A 17,451-nucleotide genomic window follows, 5' to 3' on the forward strand; every position below is an offset into this window, starting at 1 on the left:
GGGCGGCTTGGCTGTCAGACTCGGATTGCTGCAGACGGCGCTTCGATTTCGGCATGGTCGGCTCGCTTTATTGCGGCGGCAAGTACTTCAGTGGGTCGACGGGCTTACCCTGACGGCGTACTTCGAAATGCAGCATCACCCGGTCCGAGTCGGTATTGCCCATTTCGGCGATCTTCTGACCTCTGGTGACCGCATCCCCTTCTTTTACCATCAAAGCCCGGTTGTGTGCATACGCGGTCAGAAACGTCGCGTCATGCTTGATGATAATGAGATTGCCGTAACCGCGCAGCCCATTTCCGGCATAAACCACGCGTCCATCAGCGGCCGCCTTGACAGGATCGCCCGGCGCACCTCCGATATTGATGCCCTTGTTGCTCGAATCGTCGAAGCTGTTGAGCACCGGACCACGCACCGGCCACGCAAGCGCGATGTTGCCCGACGCCGCAGCCAGGTCGCCGCCGCTCGCTGCCGGCTGCGGCGGCACGGCGGCCGGCGGCACCGACGAGGTCGCGTTCGAACCCGACCCGTAGATCGGCGGCGTCGACGAACCCGCCGCCGGCGCCCCCGGTGCCGCACCCATGCCCGGCACCGGCGCCGTCACGACGCCCGGGGTATAGGCCGCCGCGTTGCTGGCGCCCGGCGGCACGACACGCAAGAGCTGATCCACCTCGATCTGATTCGGATTGGTGAGATTGTTCCACGCGGCGATGTCGCGATAATTCTGGCCGTTTTCGAGCGCAATCCTATAGAGAGTGTCGCCCGGCTTCACCCGGTAATATCCCGGAGGCGGCGGGCCGAGCGGCACGGGCGGTTGCGCGGCCGTCGTGCCGAGCGACGCCGTGCGGTCCACGACGGGTGCCTGATCGAATCGCGTGGCGCAAGCCGTCAGAAGACAGAGCGCGATGACCGAGGCCCCGCGTGTGGCTACGGTCAAGTCGACATTCAGGCGGTTTCTTTTGATCGCGCGCAACATACTCATCGGATTCAGATCACTCCAGATTTTAAGGGGACAAAGAAAACGCGATCAAGGCGCGACTCCCGCCACTGCGCCGGCCCCGTGCGCTCGACGAGCGTGAGCACCTGCGCCGCTTCGCCAGACGCGCCCGTTGCGCCCGACACAGTGACAGGCGCAACGAGTCGCCCGCCGATGGCGAGTTGCTCGAGCAGCGCCTGCGGCACGTCGAAGCCAGCGGCCGCGATCACGATTGCGTCGAACGGCGCCGCCGACGGCAAACCGAGCCGTCCGTCGCCGTAGTGCAAGCGGATGTTCGGGATACGCAGCGGGCGAAGGTTCGTCTTCGCGCGCTCGTATAACGGCTTGATGCGTTCAATGGAATACACGTCGCGTGCGATCTGGCTCAGCACCGCGGCCTGATAGCCGCAGCCGGTGCCGATTTCCAGCACGCGCTCCAGTACGCGGCCCGCGCCCGCCAGTTCCAGCATGCGCGCAACCACGGACGGCTTCGAGATGGTCTGGTGATGACCGATCGGCAGCGCCGCGTCTTCGTAGGCCTGGGTCGCGAGACCGGGGTCGACGAACATGTGGCGCGGCACGGCCGCGAGCGCCTGGAGCACGCGCGCATCGGCGATACCGTTCGCACGCAGGCGTTCGACCATGCGTTCGCGAACGCGTTCCGAAGTCAATGCGTGCGCGCCGTTGAGCGCAACAGCGGGTGCGCCCGCGGCGGATGCAGCGGGACGCGGCGCACTCGCGCCGCCAGGCGCCGCGGCGCGCGGCGGTGCGGCTTTGGCGCAAGCATGCGCCGCCTTGGTCGTGCTGACCGGCGTCGCACCTGCAGGCTTCGGATGTGCGGGCTTTGCAGGCGCCGCGTTGAACGGCGCGCTTGCCGTGGACCGGGCAACGGGCTTCGCAGCAGGTTTGCCACCCTGCCCGGCACCGGCCTTCACGGCATTGCCATTGCCCACACCCGTGAGCGGGGCGCGCGCGTCGCCGGGGCGCGCATCGCGTCGGCGCGGCTCACGCACCAGATCCGCGAGCCCGAGCGGAAAACGCTTCGTGCGCTCGCCCGTCATGAAACGCTGCCGCCCTTGCGCGCCCAATCGTGCGTCGCGGACAACATCTGCGTGTGAGTGAGGTCGAGTTGCAGCGGCGTGATCGACACGTGGCCGTGAGATACCGCGTGAAAATCCGTGCCCTCGCTCGCGTCGCGCGCGCTGCCCGACGGTCCGATCCAGTAGATCGGTTCGCCGCGCGGGTTGGTCTGGCGGATCACGGGCTGCGAAGGATGACGCTTGCCCAGACGCGTGACGCGCCATTCGCCAAGTTCGTCATAAGGCAGGTTCGGAATGTTGACGTTGAGCAGCGGATGACCTGGCAGCGGATTCGCAAGGTAGTGCGCGACGACCTCGGCCGCGACACGCGCGGCGGCATCGAGATGCACCCAATCCTTGTCGACGAGCGAGAACGCAATGGCCGGCACGCCGAACATGATGCCTTCGGTCGCCGCGGCCACGGTGCCCGAATACAGCGTGTCCTCGCCCATGTTCTGCCCGTTGTTGATACCGGATACCACGAGGTCGGGCTTGTGCTCGAACATGCCCGTGAGCGCGATATGCACCGAGTCGGTGGGCGTGCCGTTCACATAGTAGAAACCGGTCGTGGCCGAGCGCAACACCGACAGCGGGCGCCACAGCGTGAGCGAGTTCGATGCGCCGCTGCAGTTCTGCTCGGGCGCCATCACCGTGATCTCGCCGAGCGGCTTGAGCGCTTCGTAGAGCGCGGCGAGGCCGGGGGCGAGATAACCGTCGTCGTTGCTGAGTAGTATTCGCATCGGGCGATTGTAACCGAGGAAAGAAGGCACGCGAACGACAGCCCGGACCATGCTGTGCGGCCCTTCACGCGCGCAACACGTGTCGCCGCGCGGCTGCGGACGGCGCGCGTTTCGCGTGCCCGGGACGAGAAATGAATCGCACGATCGTTCGCATATGCGCGGAGTGCCGTACACTGTTGCGCTGTAGCGAATCCATGACCGAAGCAACGAAAGGAGACACGATGCGCGCAATCCGCTGCAACCAGTACGGCCCGCCCGACACGCTCACGCTCGAAGACCTGCCCGACCTCGTCCCGGGTGCGGGCCAGGTCGTGATCGACGTGAGGGCTGCGGCCGTGAACTTCCCTGATGTGCTCATCATCGAGAACAAGTATCAGGTGAAGCCGCCGCTGCCCTTCACGCCCGGCGCAGAACTCGCCGGCGTGGTGCGCGCGGCAGGTGCTGGCGTGACGCTCGCGCCGGGCACGCGTGTGGTCGCTTATGTGGGCAACGGTGGATTCGCCGAGCAGGCGCTCGCCGATGCGTCAGCGTGCGTGCCGCTGCCCGAGGGCGCCGACTTCGCCACGGCCGCAGCCTTCACGCTCGCCTACGGCACCTCGCATCACGCCGTGGTCGACCGTGCCGCACTGCGCGCAGGCGAGACGATGCTCGTGCTCGGCGCGGCGGGCGGCGTGGGACTGGCGGCCGTGGAGATCGGCAAGGTGCTCGGTGCGCGCGTGATCGCGGCCGCATCGAGCGAGGAGAAGCTCGAAGTCTGCCGCCGCTTCGGTGCGGACGCCACCATCAACTACAGCACCGAGGACCTGCGCGAGCGCGTGAAAGCGCTCACCGACGGCAAGGGCCCCGATGTGATCTACGACCCCGTCGGCGGACAGTATGCGGAGCCCGCGTTCCGCAGCATCGGCTGGCGCGGGCGCTACCTCGTGGTGGGCTTCGCGAACGGCGAAATTCCGAAGCTGCCGCTCAATCTCGCGCTGCTTAAGGGTGCGAGCATCGTCGGCGTGTTCTGGGGCGATTTCGCGCGCCGCGAACCGCAGCACAACGCGGCGGCGTTCGCGCAGATGGTCGGCTGGATCGGTGAAGGCAAGCTCAAGCCTTACGTGTCGAAACGCTACAGCCTCGCCGATACGCCGCAGGCGCTCAAGGACATGGCCTCACGCAAGGTGACGGGCAAGATCGTGATCGAGCCTTGATCGCTGCGCGTACCGCGCGAAGCGTGAAGCAAAACGAGAACGGCTCGCCATGTGCGAGCCGTTTTACGTGGCGGGGATCGTGAAGCGCCCTCGCCTTGCGTCTTGTGTTCAGCGCGAACGCGAGCCGCCTCAGACGATTTGTTGTTCGCGCAACCGTACGATGTCGTCTGCACCATAGCCCAGCGCCTGCAGAACTTCATCCGTATGCTCGCCCAATGCGGGGCCTAGCCAGCGCGTGTCGCCCGGCGTGGCCGAGAGCTTGGGCGTGACAGCGGGCAGCGCGATGTCCACGCCCTCGCCGTCCTTCGCGCCCGGCATCTGCCAGCGGAACTGCTGGATCATCTGGCGCGCTGCGAACTGCGGATCGGCGAACATGTCGGCCACGCTGTAGATGCGGCCCACCGGCACGTCGGCGGCGTTGAGCACGTCGAGCGCCTCGTCGATCGTGCGCGTGGAGAGCCACGCCGCAATCGCGCCGTCGATTTCCGCTGTGCGCGGCACGCGGCCGTCGTTATGCGCGAGCCCAGGGTCGTTGGCGAGATCCGCACGGTCGATCGCCGTCATCAGGCGCTTGAAGATCGGATCGCTGTTGCCGCCTATCACGATGCTGCCGTCGCGGCACGGATACGTGTTCGACGGCACGATACCCGGCAGCGACGCGCCGGTGCGCTCGCGCACCATGCCGTACACGCCGTACTCCGGCACCACGCTCTCCATCATGTTGAACACGGCTTCGTAGAGCGCCACGTCGACGATCTGGCCGCTACCGCCGTTCATGTTGCGGTGATGAAGCGCCATCATCGCGCCGATCACGCCGTGCAGCGCGGCAATCGAATCGCCGATCGAAATGCCGATGCGCGGCGGAGGCAGTTCGGGATAGCCCGTGATGTGGCGCAGGCCGCCCATCGACTCGGCGATCGCGCCGAAGCCCGGCCGGTCGCGATACGGGCCGCTCTGGCCGTAGCCCGAAAGCCGGACCATCACGAGGCCGGGATTCTCCTTCGAGAGCACGTCGTAGCCGAGGCCGAGCTTTTCGAGCAGGCCTGGCCGGAAGTTCTCGATCACGATATCGGCTTCCTTCGCGAGGCGCCGCACGATCTCCTTGCCCTCCTCTGCCTTGAGGTTCACCGTGACGGACTTCTTGTTGCGCGCCTGCACCGCCCACCAGAGCGACGTGCCACCCGCTTCGGGATAGAGCTTGCGCCATTTGCGCAGCGGGTCGCCGCCCTTGGGGTCTTCGATCTTGATGACCTCGGCGCCGAACTCGCCGAGAAAGCGCGCCGCGAACGGGCCGGCAATCAGCGTGCCGAGTTCGAGCACCTTCACGCCCGTGAGCGGGCCTGCGCTTTTGGCACCGGCTGCTTGCGATCGGGATTCAGGGGAGGTGGCTGCTGCGCTCATGGGGGTCTCCTTTCGTTCTGTACTGCGTGCCGCGGGCGGCACGGCCGTCGAGGCCTGCGTGGACGCTGGGCGCTACATCGAGCGCCGGTCAAGCATGGCGCGCGCGATGGTGCCCGCGTCGACATATTCGAGCTCACCGCCCACAGGCACCCCGCGTGCGAGACGCGTGACGGCTAGTCCGCGCGCCTTGAGCGTCTGTCCGAGATAGTGCGCCGTCGCCTCGCCCTCGTTCGTAAAGTTGGTTGCGAGCACCACTTCCTTGACGACGCCGTCCGAGGCGCGCTTCACGAGCCGGTCGAAATGGATTTCCTTCGGGCCGATGCCATCGAGTGGGCTCAGGTGCCCCATCAGCACGAAATACAGCCCGCGGTACGTCATGGTCTGTTCGAGCATGATCTGGTCGGCCGGCGTCTCGACGACGCATAGCAGCGTGGGATCGCGCTCCTCGTCCAGACAGGTTTCGCACACCTGAGCTTCGGTGAAGGTGTTGCACTTCTCGCAATGCTTCAGGTGCCCGGTCGCGAACAGAAGCGCGTTGCCGAGCTTTTCGGCGCCGTCGCGGTCATGCTGCATCAGGTGATAGGCCATGCGCTGCGCCGACTTCGGCCCGACACCGGGCAACACGCGCAGCGCCTCGACGAGAGCGGCGAGAGCGGAAGGTTGTTTCATGCAAGTTCAGCGCGGGATGCGCAACGGGGTTCGAAGCGGACGCCGCTTCTGGCGAATGAGCGCCTGTGCTTGCGCAGCCGCGCCGCTTGCGGCGAAGCAGGCGCACGCGCGCGCACCGGCCCGCTGACCGCATGCACGGCAGCAGGCCGGGCCAGCGCGCGCCGCGCTTAGAACGGCATCTTGAAGCCCGGCGGAATCGGCAGGCCGGCGGTCATGCTGCCCATCTTTTCCTGCGACGTGGCTTCGGCCTTGCGGACGGCATCGTTGAACGCCGCGGCCACGAGGTCTTCGAGCATGTCCTTGTCGTCGGCGAGCAGGCTCGGATCGATCGACACGCGACGCACGTCGTTGCGGCACGTCATCGTGACCTTCACGAGACCGGCGCCCGCCTGACCCTCGACTTCGATCTGGGCAAGCTGCTCCTGCATCTTCTTCATGTTTTCCTGCATCTGCTGGGCCTGCTTCATGAGCCCTGCGAGTTGGCCTTTCAACATAGTCACTGCTCCTTCTGGATCATTGGTGCTCGAATCATTTGCGCGCGATGCGCGCGGCACGCTGCGCGCCGCGCGACGCAAATCAGTGGGCGGCCTGTCCGCCGCCCGTTGCGGCTTCCGGCGCGATCGGCCGGATCGAGCCCGGCACGATGCTCGCGCCGAAGTCGCGAATCAGTTGCTGCACGAAGGGATCGGCGCCGATCTCGCGCTCGGCTTCGCGTTGGCGCTGCGCGCGCTCGGCGGCGTCGAGCGCGGCTGCCGTACGGCGCGCCGGACCGACTTCCACGCTCACCTCCACGGCCTGGCCCAGGCGCTCGGCGAGCGCCGCCTTGAGCTTGGCGACCTGCGATGCCTCCGCATACTGTGGCACCGGTACGCTGAGCTTGAGCAGCGAGCCTTCGAGTGCCGTCAGTTCGCTGTTGAACGCGAGCTGGTACGAGATGCCCTTGAGCGAAAGCGTCGCGGCCAGCGCGGGCCAGTCGCCCGCGAAGCCGATGGCGTCGAGCGGAATGCCCGGCGGCAGCTTGCTCACGTCGACCACGACCGGCGACGGCGCTGCCGCCGCCGCGGCGCGTGGCGCGGACGGCTCGCTGTCGTAGGCTGGCACGAAACCCTCGTCGGGCGGCGCGAAATAAGCATCGTCGGCGCTGAGCGGCACGTAGTCGTCGGGCGGGATGTCGTCCCACGGCGGCGCCCCCGAGCCATCCTGCTGCGCGTTCGCGCCGCGCGCCGGCTGGCGCGCCTGTGCTTCCTGAGCCGCGGCGGCGCGACGGGCCGGATCCGGCGTCGGCACCTTCACCTCCATGCGCGGCGCAGCAGATTTCGGCGCGCTCGCGGGGGTCGCCGCATTGGCTGCGGCGCCGGCGCCTGCCCCGCCGCGGGTTGGGGAAACGCGCATGCCCTTGTTGCGCAGCACGTCGAGCGCAGCGCTCGCGCCGCCACGCGCGGACAACGGTGCGGCGCGTTCTTCGTGCGATTCGGTTTGTGGCGCCGGCGCAGCGGGCGGTACTTCTGCGGCTTGCACTTTTACCGCAGGGGCAGTTTGCGTTGCCTCAGGTGCGGCAGCAGGTGCGATTTCGGCGGCGGGCTCGGCTTGCGCCGCATTCGCACCCGGCGCAGCCTCGCCCTCGTCCTCCCAGGGCGGGACGACGCGTGCTTCAGCAACGGTCCCGGCAACCGGCGTCGTGCGTGCGCTCGCTGCCTCATCAGTTGCATCGGTCTTGCGCGCCCCGGCTTCCACCGACAGTGCCGGTTGTACATCAACTGCGCTCTCAATTCGCGGGGGCACCGCCGCTTCAGCCTTTCGCACCGCCCCTTGACCCGACGGCGCCGCGCTGCGCGCAGACGCAACCGCCGGAGCCGCCGCGCGTGCGCTCGCCCCCACCGCGGCCGGCTTCGAAGCCGGCGCGCTGCCAACGCTGCCCGCGCTCGCGGCCGGCTCGAACGCCAGCATGCGCAGCAGCGTCATCGTGAAGCCCGCGTATTCATCGGGCGCGAGGCCGAGCTCGCTGCGGCCGAGCGTCGAGATCTGATAGAAAAGCTGGACCTGCTCCGGGCTCAGCGCCTCGGCGAAACGCCGCAGGTCGTCTGCTTCCGGCCACTCCTCGAGCACCGACGAAGGCGCGAACTGCGCCCAGCCGATGCGATGAAACAGGCTAGCGAGGTCCTGCAGCGCCGTGGAGAATGAAAGGCTGCGCAGCGCCATTTCGTCGGCGATGGCCAGCACGCCCGAGCCGTCGCCGGCCACGAGCGCATCGATCAGGCGAATCAGGTAGCTCTGGTCGAGCGCGCCGAGCATGCCGCGCACCGCTTCTTCGCTGACCTGGTTGGCCGAATAGGCGATGGCCTGGTCGGTCAGCGAGAGCGCGTCGCGCATCGAGCCGTCGGCGGCGCGCGCGAGCAGGCGCAGTGCCTGCGGCTCGAACTCGACCTTTTCCTCGCCGAGAATGTGCGTGAGATGCTCGACGATGTTGCCAGCGGGCATCTGCTTCAGATTGAACTGGAGGCAACGCGAGAGAACCGTGACCGGAATCTTTTGCGGATCGGTCGTTGCGAGGATGAACTTCACGTGCGGCGGCGGCTCTTCCAGCGTCTTCAGCATCGCGTTGAAGGCGTGGTTCGTGAGCATGTGCACTTCGTCGATCATGTAGACCTTGAAGCGCGCGTCGACAGGTGCGTAGACCGCGCGCTCGAGCAGCGCGGCCATTTCGTCGACGCCGCGATTGCTCGCCGCATCCATCTCGACATAGTCGACGAAACGCCCCTCGTCGATTTCCCGGCACGCGCGACATACGCCGCACGGCTTGGACGTCACGCCTGTCTCACAGTTGAGCGCCTTGGCGAAGATACGCGACAGCGTCGTCTTGCCCACGCCGCGCGTGCCCGTGAAGAGGTACGCGTGATGCAGGCGGCCGCCGTCGAGTGCATGCGTGAGCGCGCGCACCACGTGCTCCTGTCCGACGAGCGAAGCGAAATCCTTCGGTCGCCACTTGCGTGCGAGAACTTGATAGGTCATCCGGAAATTGTATCAGCAACGCCCGCGCGTCCAGATGTATCGAATGGCGCCGGGCGGCCGCCTCGCGGCGCCTCTGGAGAGCGCCTCGCGGGCAGTCGCGCGCCGCGTGCGGCACTTGTGACACGCGCAATTTCTACTCCCACCATTCCTCATCCAGAGCCGACCCAACGAGGGTAGCCACGCGACGGAAACAGCAGCGAGCAATGAGGGCGAGCGAACTGACTCGCGCACTTGCGCGGCGTCAATGCTTTACCTTGGGGAAAAACCGGAAGAGAAAATAGGAAGGTGACGAGCCCGACCCTCGGCACTGGCGGAAAACGGCTGTGGCTGCTTCGTTCCCGACCTGACCAGGTTGACCGCCCCTCCATGCGAGGAGGCCCGTCACGGCGCATTCTAACATTGGTTGCGCCGCAATGCGACTGCTGCGGTGCGAAAAAGCGCGGCGAGCCGCCCGGCTCGTTTGCATATGCGCCCCTTGCAACGGCCGGCACCGCCTCCAGATAGCAAGCAAGAGCGCTCGCAGTTGCACGGCACAGCGCTTGAAAGTCGATCGTGCCGCAGCCCGAATGCCCCGCCGAATGTGGCCTGGAGGACGGAAACCCTGCTTGCGGCATGAGTACTATCACCATCGGCAGCGCATAGGGATTTAGGCTACACTGGCGTCGGCAATCGGCTGGGCCATGCGGTTTGCGCCCGACTGGCGGGTAGCGGGCGTGTAGTGCGGGTTCGGTCTGGCCGCCCCGGCGGCCCCGGATGAATTTTCAGTTTTGGTGTATCGTGGCGAGCAATTCAGTCAGCCTCGAATCGAAAGAGGTATTCATACAATGAGCGAACAAATCAAGCATATCAGCGACGCATCGTTCGAACAGGACGTCGTAAAATCCGACAAGCCCGTGCTGCTGGACTTCTGGGCCGAGTGGTGCGGCCCGTGCAAGATGATCGCGCCGATTCTCGATGAAGTCGCGAAGGATTATGGCGATCGCCTTCAGGTCGCGAAGATCAATGTCGACGAACACCAGTCGACCCCGGTGAAGTTCGGCGTGCGCGGCATCCCCACGCTGATCCTCTTCAAGAATGGCGCCGTGGCGGCGCAGAAGGTCGGCGCGCTCTCGAAGTCGCAACTCACCGCATTCCTCGACAGCCACCTGTAACGCCCGAGCCACCTGCTTCCTCTTCCGCCCCGGGCGCACCGCCCGGCCAGCGTGAGCGGGAGCGCACGAAGGTGCGCGAAGCTGCGCGAGGGTGCGTGTTGTCGCGCGACAACACGCACCACAAAAACACGCCGAAACATACTGCCGATCTCGACTGGCGGTTTCTGGCGTGTGCTATGCTAGAATCCATAAAGCGTCTACCGGCGCCCTTATAAAGCTTCAAGCAAAGTTTCAAGCAAAAGTCCTTGAGCGGTTCCGCTCGCTTCTTTTCCCCCAGACTCCTTTTCGTCGCATCCTCCCCGACGGGTTCTCCGTATGCATCTTTCCGAGCTCAAGTCTCTGCACGTGTCCGAATTGATCGAGATGGCCAACGGCCTCGAGATCGAAAATGCGAACCGCCTGCGCAAGCAGGAACTCATGTTCGCGATTCTCAAAAAGCGCGCCAAGACGGGCGAAACGATCTTCGGTGACGGCACGCTCGAAGTGCTGCCGGACGGCTTCGGCTTCCTGCGCTCGCCGGAAACCTCTTATCTCGCCAGCACGGACGATATCTATATCAGCCCGTCGCAGATCCGCCGCTTCAACCTGCATACCGGCGACACGATCGAAGGCGAAGTGCGCACGCCGAAGGACGGCGAGCGCTACTTTGCGCTCGTGAAGGTGGACAAGGTCAACGGCCAGCCGCCCGAGGCCTCGAAGCACAAGATCATGTTCGAGAACCTCACGCCGCTGCACCCGAACAAGGTGCTGCTGCTCGAGCGCGAAATGCGCGGTGAGGAGAACGTGACGGGCCGCATCATCGACATGATCGCGCCCATCGGCAAGGGGCAGCGTGGCCTGCTCGTGGCCTCGCCCAAGTCGGGCAAGACCGTGATGCTCCAGCACATCGCGCACGCCATCAAGCAGAACCACCCCGACGTGATCCTGTTCGTGCTGCTGATCGACGAGCGTCCGGAAGAAGTGACGGAAATGCAGCGTTCGGTGGCGGGCGAAGTGATTGCCTCGACCTTCGACGAACCGGCCGCGCGTCACGTGCAGGTCGCCGAAATGGTGATCGAGAAGGCCAAGCGTCTCGTCGAAATGAAGCACGACGTCGTGATTCTGCTCGACTCGATCACGCGTCTCGCACGCGCCTACAACACCGTTGTGCCGGCATCGGGCAAGGTGCTCACGGGTGGTGTCGACGCCAACGCGCTGCAGCGTCCCAAGCGCTTCTTCGGCGCCGCGCGCAACATCGAGGAAGGCGGCTCGCTCACCATCATCGGCACGGCGCTGATCGAAACCGGCAGCCGCATGGACGACGTGATCTACGAAGAGTTCAAGGGCACCGGCAACATGGAAGTGCACCTCGAGCGCCGTCTCGCCGAAAAGCGCGTCTATCCGTCGATCAACCTCAACAAGTCGGGCACGCGCCGCGAAGAACTGCTCATCAAGCCGGACATCCTCCAGAAGATCTGGGTGCTGCGCAAGTTCATCCACGACATGGACGAAGTCGAGGCCATGGAATTCCTGCTCGACAAGATCCGTCAGACGAAGAGCAATTCCGAGTTCTTCGAAATGATGCGACGCGGCGGCTGATGCCCTCGCCCGCCTGATGTCCTCCAAAACGCCCGCAAGTTTGCGGGCGTTTTTGTTTTCCGGCACTGGGCCGGCGTACGCCACAACCTGTACGTGAACGTTCACGTTGAACTATAATCCGCGGCATGCCCTTGCCCTTGTCGCCTGCCCGGCACAGAGAGTTCACGATGACCAAGGATTCCCCCGCGCTGCTCACCGTGCGCGACGCCGCCGAACGGCTCAATGTCACGCCGCGCACGCTCAAGTACTACGAGGAGCGCGGCCTCGTCAGCCCTTCGCGTAGCGAGGGCCGCTACCGGCTTTACGACGAGCACGATCTCGAACAGTTCTCGCGCATCCTGCGGCTGCGCGCGCTCGGCTTTTCACTGCACGGCATCACCGAAATGCTCAAGCGGCCGCTCGAACAGGTCGGCGAAGGCCGCCGCCGCTATTCCCAGGAGTCGCTCCAGCAGATCGCCGATGCGCTCGCGCGGCAGATCGAAACGCTCGACACGCGCATTGCCTCCGTGCGCCGCGAACTCAAGGAGGCGCAGACGGTGCGCGCCGAACTCGCCGACGACCTCGACTATCTGCAGCGGCGACTCGCAGGCGAGCCGTCCGAGCAGTTGATCGAACAGCGTCTCGCCGCCACGCGGCGCCGCAAGGCGGCCACGCGCGCGACCGGCGGCAAGCCGGATGATCCGTCTCGCGAAGCGCGAGACGGAAACGAACCCGCATGAGCACGGTCCAGACCCGCGAGCCGGTCTTCAGCGCGGCGCGCCTGCGCGGCGACTTCTTCCCGTGGGTGCTCGCCGTCGCGACCGGTCTCGACTACTACGACAATGCGATCTTCTCGTTCTTCACGAGCCATATCGCGGGCGGCATCAACGCGTCGCCGGACGAGCTCGTCTGGTCCTCGAGCGCCTACGCCGTGTGCGCCGTGCTCGGCATCCTGCAGCAGCAATGGTGGGTCGAGCGCATGGGCTACCGTCGCTACGTGGGCGGCTGCCTGCTGCTCTACTCGGCGGGCGCGATCGCCGCGGCGCTGTGCGAGTCCTCGATCGAGCTCGCCTTCGCGCGCGGCTTCCAGGGCTACTTCATCGGCCCGATGATGGGCACCTGCCGCATCCTCATCCAGATCAGCTTCACGCCGCAGCAGCGTCCGGTCGCAACGCGCGCGTTCCTGATCCTGATCGTGCTCTCCAGCGCGCTCGCGCCGCTCGTCGGCGGGCTGCTCGTCGCGCATTTCGACTGGCGCGCCCTGTTCGCCTTTTGCGCGCCCGCAGGCGTGCTCTACGCCGTGCTCGCCCTGCTCGCTCTGCCCGATTCGGGCCACGTGCTGCCCGAGGAGCGCGGCGAAGCGCATTTCTGGCCGTACATCATTTTCGCGTTCGCGCAAGGCGCACTGCAGATCGCCATGCAGCAAGTGCGCTTCGAGCTCTTCAGTGCGTCGCCGGAGATCATTCTGCTCACGCTCGTCGGGCTCGCCGCGCTCGCGTGGTTCGGCTGGCATCAATGGCATCATCCGAAGCCGCTCATGCGCCTGCACGCGCTGCGAGAGAAGCCGTTCCAGGTGGGCCTGCTGCTCTACACGGCCTATTACTATCTGAGCACCGCACTCAGCTACCTGGTCTCACGCCTCCTCGAAGGCGGCTTCAACTACCCCGTTGAAAACGCCGGCCGCCTCACCGGCATGACCTCGCTGATCTCGGCCTGCACGCTCTTCATCTACTTCCGCTACGCGAAGCTCATCACCCACAAGAAGTGGATCATCGTGCCAGGTTTCGTGCTCTCGGCTTTCATCTCGCTCTGGATGACGCGGCTAACGCCGGACGCAAGCGAGGCGTGGCTCATCCCGCCACTGCTGCTGCGCGGCCTGCTGCTGCTCTTCATCGTCCTGCCGGTCGCCAACCTCACGTTCCGTATCTTTGCCATCGAGGAATTCACGCACGGTTACCGCTTGAAAAACATCGTCCGGCAGTTGACGATATCGTTCGCGACGGCCACGGTTATCATCGTCGAGCAACACCGGCTCGCGCTGCACCAGACGCGACTCGCCGAGTTCGTGAATCCGCTCAACCCGGTCTTCCAGAACGCCTACGCGACGGTGACGCACGCTTTCGAACTCATGGGCCGCTCGCCGGGTGAAGCGCACGCGCTCGCACTCGCGCAGATGAGCCGCATGGTCGCGCAGCAAGCGAGCTTCCTGAGCTCGCTCGACGGGTTCTACTTCCTGATCGGCGTGGCCGTGTGCGGCGGCATTTTCGCCGCGTGGCAAAAGCAGATCGATTGAACGACGTACCGACGCCCCGAAGACGCACACCGAAGACGCAACCGAGCGATGCTTTCGAAACTCTCCCAGTGGTTCGACGCGCGCCGCCGCGACAAGGCGCTGCGCACCCATGCAATCGACGACGCGCTCTGGCAGGCCACGCTGGCCGGCCTGCCGTTCCTCACCCACCTCGACGCCGCCGACCTCGCGCGCCTGCGCGAATTGACGAGCCTCTTCATTGCGCAGAAGGAGTTCTCGACCGCTCACGATCTCGCACTGACCGACGCGATGACGGTGGCGATCGCCGCGCAGGCATCGCTGCCGGTGCTCAACCTCTCGCTCGATCTCTACAAGGGCTGGGTTGGCGTGATCGTCTATCCGGGTGAGTTCGTGATCCGCAAGACCGTGGAGGACGAGGACGGCGTGGTGCACGAAGTCGAGCAAGACGCGAGCGGCGAGGCCTGGGAAGGCGGTCCCGTGATCCTCTCCTGGGAAGACGCCCAGATGACCGACGGCAGCGATGCCTACAACGTCGTGATTCACGAGTTCGCACACAAGATCGATATGCTCACCGGCGAAGCGGACGGCCATCCGCCCCTTTTTCGACGCTGGCATGCGCCGCTCGACGCGCAGACCTGGGCCGACGTGTTCGACAACGCCTACGACCAGTTCTGCGACAAGGTGGACGCGGTGCCGCAGCGGCGCTGGGCGCGCTTCGAGCGCGAGTCGCTGATCGATCCCTATGCCGCCGATCACCCATCGGAGTTCTTCGCCGTCTGCAGCGAAGCGCTGTTCGTCAAGCCGAAGGCGTTCGAAACCGAATATCCGGAGCTTTACCGCCTGCTCGCGCGCTATTACCGGCAGGACCCGGCGCGCGTAGGGGCACTGGATGGCCAGCCAGCCCGAGAAACTGCCTCCCCGACCCGCAAAAATTCGCCAACCAGCTGATTTTCTGGCATAATCGCCGTTTTTCGACCTTTGGCAAGTGGCTCGCGCCTTATCACGCAAAAAGATAAGCGAAGCGCCGCGCAACGTGGGTGTTGCAGGCACGCGGGTTGGCTACCGTCAGATTTAAGGAACAACCATGAAAGAAGGCATTCACCCGGATTATCGCGAAGTCCTGTTCATCGACGTTTCGAACGACTTCAAGTTCGTGACCCGTTCGACCATCCAGACGCGCGAAACCGCCGAGTTCAACGGCAAGACCTACCCGCTCGCGAAGATCGAAGTCTCGTCGGAATCGCATCCGTTCTACACGGGCACGCAAAAGATCATGGACACGGCCGGCCGTGTCGAGAAGTTCAACAAGAAGTTCGGCGCACGCGCCTCGGGCAAGGCCACGAAGTAAATGCTTCGCCGCGCCGGCTCCCAGCCGGCCCCGAACTGAAGTGCACGAGAAGGGCAGCGTACGCTGCCCTTTTTTGTTGTCTGCGCCACCATTGCGCCGCACGCACGGCTCTGTGCCGCGCGTTACTGCCCTGTTTCAGGTGTTTCGCTGGATCGCCGAGCAGCTTGCGTCGTGACGCGCGCTCGCCGGCCCGGCTAGAATGCCGGATTGCCGCCGCGGCAGGCGCCCGGGTGTCCTGCCTGCCGCCTTGCGCGCGCCCTGTAAGCACGCCGGGCTTATCCGTCTTCCTTCGTACTGCATGAAGCCAGCCATTCGACTGACCGCCTCCGCCACCAGCGCCTTGCCGCGCTGGCTGCTGCTGACCATCTGTATCGTCTTCGCGTCGTTCGGCCTCTTTGGCCGTGACCCGTGGAAAAACGAGGATGCGGCGGGCTTCGGCGTGATGTGGACGATGGCGGGTGGCACGTCGCATGACTGGCTGCTGCCGAACCTCGTCGGCAAGTACATGACCGAGAACGGCCCGCTCGGCTACTGGCTCGGCGCCGCCAGCATCCGCCTGTTCGCCCCGTGGGTCGATGCGAGCAACGCCTCGCGCATCGCGACCGGGGTGCTGTTCTGCCTCGCCTGCGCCTTCGTCTGGTACAGCGCCTACCTGCTCGGCCGCCGCCCCGAAGTGCAGCCGTTCAAGTATGCGTTCGGCGGCGAACCCGAACCGCGCGACTACGGCCGCACGCTCGCCGACGGCGCCCTGCTCGTTCTGCTTGCGTGCTTCGGCCTCGCCGAGCGCGGTCACGAAACCACACCGCAGCTCATGCAGTTCGTCGGTATCGCGATGCTCCTGTACGGCGTCGTGCGCGCCATCGACAAGCCAATCCAGGGCGCGCTCTGGTGGGGCCTTGCGCTCGGCATCGTGATGCTCTCGAGCGGCCCGGTGCTGGTGGGCGCGCTGCTCATCGGCACGCTCGCCATGCTCGCCATCGCCCCCGAAGCGCGCTCGCGCTGGCTCCTCGTCGCGGGCCTGCCCGTGGCGCTCGTGGTGTCGCTCTCCTGGCCATTCGCGGCGCTCCACCTCTACCCCGACGACGCCGCCTGGTTCCTCGACCAGTGGGCGCGCACCAACGTCAACGCCTTCGCCGGGCGGCCCGGTGGCGTCCTGCGCTATGCGGCCAAGAATCTGCCGCTCTTCACGTGGCCCGCGTGGCCGCTCGCGATCTGGGCCTTCGTGAGCTGGGCGGGACTGCGCCGCAAGCCGCACATCGCGATACCGCTCTCGGTGATCGTGCCGCTGCTCATCCTCGTGATCGTGCAGAGCCACGAAACGAACCGGCTCTTCATGCTCGTGCTGCCCGCGCTGTCGGTACTCGCGACTTTCGCGCTGCCCACGTTGAAGCGCGGCGCGATCAACGCAATCGACTGGTTCGCGGTACTGAGCTTTACGATCCTCGGCACCTTCGTGTGGCTCGTGTGGCTCGCGGGCATGACCGGCTTTCCGGCGCCGCTCGCGCGCAATCTCGCGCGCCTCGCGCCCGGCTTCGTGCCGCAGTTCAAGGTCCTCTCGTTCGTTTGCGCGGTGGCCGTGACGTTGTGCTGGATGGCGCTCGTGCAATGGCGCGTGGCGCGTCACCCGAAGGTGCTGTGGCGCAGCGTCGTGCTCTCGAGCGGCGGCACCACGCTGATGTGGGTGCTGCTCATGACGCTCTGGCTACCGGTCGTGAACTACAGCCGAACCTACCGCGACGTCGCGCAGCAGATCGCCGCGCACCTGCCCGCCGACTATCAATGCATCTCGCCCGTGCGCCTCGGTGACGCGCAGATCGCCACGTTCGCCTACTTCGGCAAGATGCACTTCGCGTTCAACGAAGACTGCGACGTAATCCTGCGCCAGGACACCCAGGACTACGGCGAGCCGAGCTCGGTGTCGAACTTCGAATGGAAGCTCGTGTGGGAAGGCCGCCGCGCCGCCGACCGCGACGAACGCTTCCGCCTGTATGTACGCGTCGACCGTCCGAAGACGCCGATCAGGAAGCACATCTGGCGCAAGCGCCCGGACTGAGGCCGC

Annotated in this window: 15 protein-coding genes and 1 other RNA gene; 8 read left to right on the forward strand and 8 right to left on the reverse strand. The window is 65.8% G+C overall.

What is annotated here, in order from left to right:
- Positions 1-67 precede the first annotated feature (67 nt).
- Genes VMJ11_RS25830 through surE form a run of 3 tightly spaced genes read right to left on the reverse strand, consistent with a single transcriptional unit; the run spans position 68 to position 2,792 of the window.
- Positions 68-979 carry a peptidoglycan DD-metalloendopeptidase family protein gene (locus VMJ11_RS25830; protein WP_325623076.1) on the reverse strand — a complete coding sequence of 304 codons (912 nt, stop codon included), beginning with the start codon at positions 977-979 and terminating at the stop codon, positions 68-70.
- A 5-nt stretch (positions 980-984) separates the two neighbouring features.
- On the reverse strand, positions 985-2,034 hold the full coding sequence (locus tag VMJ11_RS25835) for a protein-L-isoaspartate(D-aspartate) O-methyltransferase (protein WP_325623078.1): 1,050 nt from the start codon (positions 2,032-2,034) through the stop codon (positions 985-987).
- Positions 2,031-2,792: a 5'/3'-nucleotidase SurE gene (surE, locus tag VMJ11_RS25840; RefSeq protein WP_325623080.1), complete on the reverse strand. Its 762-nt coding sequence runs from the start codon at positions 2,790-2,792 to the stop codon at positions 2,031-2,033. The genes VMJ11_RS25835 and surE overlap by 4 nt, the downstream gene beginning before the upstream one ends.
- 221 nt (positions 2,793-3,013) lie before the next feature.
- On the opposite strand from surE, the gene VMJ11_RS25845 reads away from it, so the two are divergent.
- A complete protein-coding gene (locus VMJ11_RS25845) occupies positions 3,014-3,985 on the forward strand; it encodes an NADPH:quinone oxidoreductase family protein (RefSeq protein ID WP_325623081.1) in 972 nt (323 codons plus the stop codon).
- Positions 3,986-4,114: 129 nt separating this feature from the next.
- On the opposite strand, the gene VMJ11_RS25850 is transcribed toward VMJ11_RS25845, so the two are convergent.
- From VMJ11_RS25850 to ffs, 5 genes are all read right to left on the reverse strand, one after another.
- Positions 4,115-5,386 carry a CaiB/BaiF CoA-transferase family protein gene (locus VMJ11_RS25850; protein WP_325623083.1) on the reverse strand — a complete coding sequence of 424 codons (1,272 nt, stop codon included), beginning with the start codon at positions 5,384-5,386 and terminating at the stop codon, positions 4,115-4,117.
- A 72-nt stretch (positions 5,387-5,458) separates the two neighbouring features.
- Positions 5,459-6,055, reverse strand: coding sequence for a recombination mediator RecR (gene recR / locus VMJ11_RS25855; RefSeq protein WP_325623086.1), 597 nt, complete (start codon positions 6,053-6,055; stop codon positions 5,459-5,461).
- Positions 6,056-6,222: 167 nt separating this feature from the next.
- Positions 6,223-6,549 carry a YbaB/EbfC family nucleoid-associated protein gene (locus tag VMJ11_RS25860; RefSeq protein WP_325623088.1) on the reverse strand — a complete coding sequence of 109 codons (327 nt, stop codon included), beginning with the start codon at positions 6,547-6,549 and terminating at the stop codon, positions 6,223-6,225.
- An 82-nt stretch (positions 6,550-6,631) separates the two neighbouring features.
- Complete coding sequence (locus VMJ11_RS25865) at positions 6,632-9,064, reverse strand: DNA polymerase III subunit gamma/tau (RefSeq protein ID WP_325623090.1); 2,433 nt, start codon at positions 9,062-9,064, stop codon at positions 6,632-6,634.
- A gap of 284 nt (positions 9,065-9,348) precedes the next feature.
- An RNA gene (gene ffs / locus VMJ11_RS25870) (signal recognition particle sRNA small type) lies at positions 9,349-9,447 on the reverse strand.
- A 441-nt stretch (positions 9,448-9,888) separates the two neighbouring features.
- Between ffs and trxA the strand changes: the two genes are divergently transcribed.
- From trxA to VMJ11_RS25905, 7 genes are all read left to right on the forward strand, one after another.
- Positions 9,889-10,215: a thioredoxin TrxA gene (trxA, locus tag VMJ11_RS25875; RefSeq protein WP_027818380.1), complete on the forward strand. Its 327-nt coding sequence runs from the start codon at positions 9,889-9,891 to the stop codon at positions 10,213-10,215.
- Between the two features lie 315 nt (positions 10,216-10,530).
- On the forward strand, positions 10,531-11,793 hold the full coding sequence (gene rho / locus VMJ11_RS25880) for a transcription termination factor Rho (protein WP_124150612.1): 1,263 nt from the start codon (positions 10,531-10,533) through the stop codon (positions 11,791-11,793).
- A 167-nt stretch (positions 11,794-11,960) separates the two neighbouring features.
- Positions 11,961-12,512 (forward strand): MerR family transcriptional regulator, encoded by a 552-nt coding sequence (locus tag VMJ11_RS25885; RefSeq protein WP_325623094.1) that lies wholly within the window; start codon positions 11,961-11,963, stop codon positions 12,510-12,512.
- A complete protein-coding gene (locus VMJ11_RS25890) occupies positions 12,509-14,065 on the forward strand; it encodes an MFS transporter (protein WP_325623096.1) in 1,557 nt (518 codons plus the stop codon). Before VMJ11_RS25885 ends, VMJ11_RS25890 begins: the two co-directional genes overlap by 4 nt.
- A gap of 48 nt (positions 14,066-14,113) precedes the next feature.
- Positions 14,114-14,992: a M90 family metallopeptidase gene (locus tag VMJ11_RS25895; RefSeq protein WP_325623098.1), complete on the forward strand. Its 879-nt coding sequence runs from the start codon at positions 14,114-14,116 to the stop codon at positions 14,990-14,992.
- A 136-nt stretch (positions 14,993-15,128) separates the two neighbouring features.
- Complete coding sequence (locus tag VMJ11_RS25900; protein WP_325623100.1) at positions 15,129-15,392, forward strand: type B 50S ribosomal protein L31; 264 nt, start codon at positions 15,129-15,131, stop codon at positions 15,390-15,392.
- A gap of 298 nt (positions 15,393-15,690) precedes the next feature.
- Positions 15,691-17,445: a glycosyltransferase family 39 protein gene (locus tag VMJ11_RS25905; protein ID WP_325623102.1), complete on the forward strand. Its 1,755-nt coding sequence runs from the start codon at positions 15,691-15,693 to the stop codon at positions 17,443-17,445.
- The last annotated feature ends 6 nt before the right edge of the window (positions 17,446-17,451 follow it).

The sequence above is a fragment of the Paraburkholderia sp. genome, from assembly GCF_035501035.1.
Taxonomy (GTDB): Bacteria; Pseudomonadota; Gammaproteobacteria; order Burkholderiales; family Burkholderiaceae; genus Paraburkholderia.

Bases quoted from the DNA above. Each gene is read 5' to 3' on its own strand.
- surE (WP_325623080.1), bottom strand. From the start codon at position 2,792: ATGCGAATACTACTCAGCAACGACGACGGTTATCTCGCCCCCGGCCTC.
- VMJ11_RS25860 (WP_325623088.1), bottom strand. From the start codon at position 6,549: ATGTTGAAAGGCCAACTCGCAGGGCTCATGAAGCAGGCCCAGCAGATG.
- trxA (WP_027818380.1), top strand. From the start codon at position 9,889: ATGAGCGAACAAATCAAGCATATCAGCGACGCATCGTTCGAACAGGAC.
- VMJ11_RS25900 (WP_325623100.1), top strand. From the start codon at position 15,129: ATGAAAGAAGGCATTCACCCGGATTATCGCGAAGTCCTGTTCATCGAC.
- VMJ11_RS25850 (WP_325623083.1), bottom strand. From the start codon at position 5,386: ATGAGCGCAGCAGCCACCTCCCCTGAATCCCGATCGCAAGCAGCCGGT.
- VMJ11_RS25835 (WP_325623078.1), bottom strand. From the start codon at position 2,034: ATGACGGGCGAGCGCACGAAGCGTTTTCCGCTCGGGCTCGCGGATCTG.
- VMJ11_RS25830 (WP_325623076.1), bottom strand. From the start codon at position 979: ATGAGTATGTTGCGCGCGATCAAAAGAAACCGCCTGAATGTCGACTTG.
- VMJ11_RS25885 (WP_325623094.1), top strand. From the start codon at position 11,961: ATGACCAAGGATTCCCCCGCGCTGCTCACCGTGCGCGACGCCGCCGAA.
- recR (WP_325623086.1), bottom strand. From the start codon at position 6,055: ATGAAACAACCTTCCGCTCTCGCCGCTCTCGTCGAGGCGCTGCGCGTG.
- VMJ11_RS25845 (WP_325623081.1), top strand. From the start codon at position 3,014: ATGCGCGCAATCCGCTGCAACCAGTACGGCCCGCCCGACACGCTCACG.
- VMJ11_RS25890 (WP_325623096.1), top strand. From the start codon at position 12,509: ATGAGCACGGTCCAGACCCGCGAGCCGGTCTTCAGCGCGGCGCGCCTG.
- VMJ11_RS25905 (WP_325623102.1), top strand. From the start codon at position 15,691: ATGAAGCCAGCCATTCGACTGACCGCCTCCGCCACCAGCGCCTTGCCG.
- rho (WP_124150612.1), top strand. From the start codon at position 10,531: ATGCATCTTTCCGAGCTCAAGTCTCTGCACGTGTCCGAATTGATCGAG.
- VMJ11_RS25865 (WP_325623090.1), bottom strand. From the start codon at position 9,064: ATGACCTATCAAGTTCTCGCACGCAAGTGGCGACCGAAGGATTTCGCT.
- VMJ11_RS25895 (WP_325623098.1), top strand. From the start codon at position 14,114: ATGCTTTCGAAACTCTCCCAGTGGTTCGACGCGCGCCGCCGCGACAAG.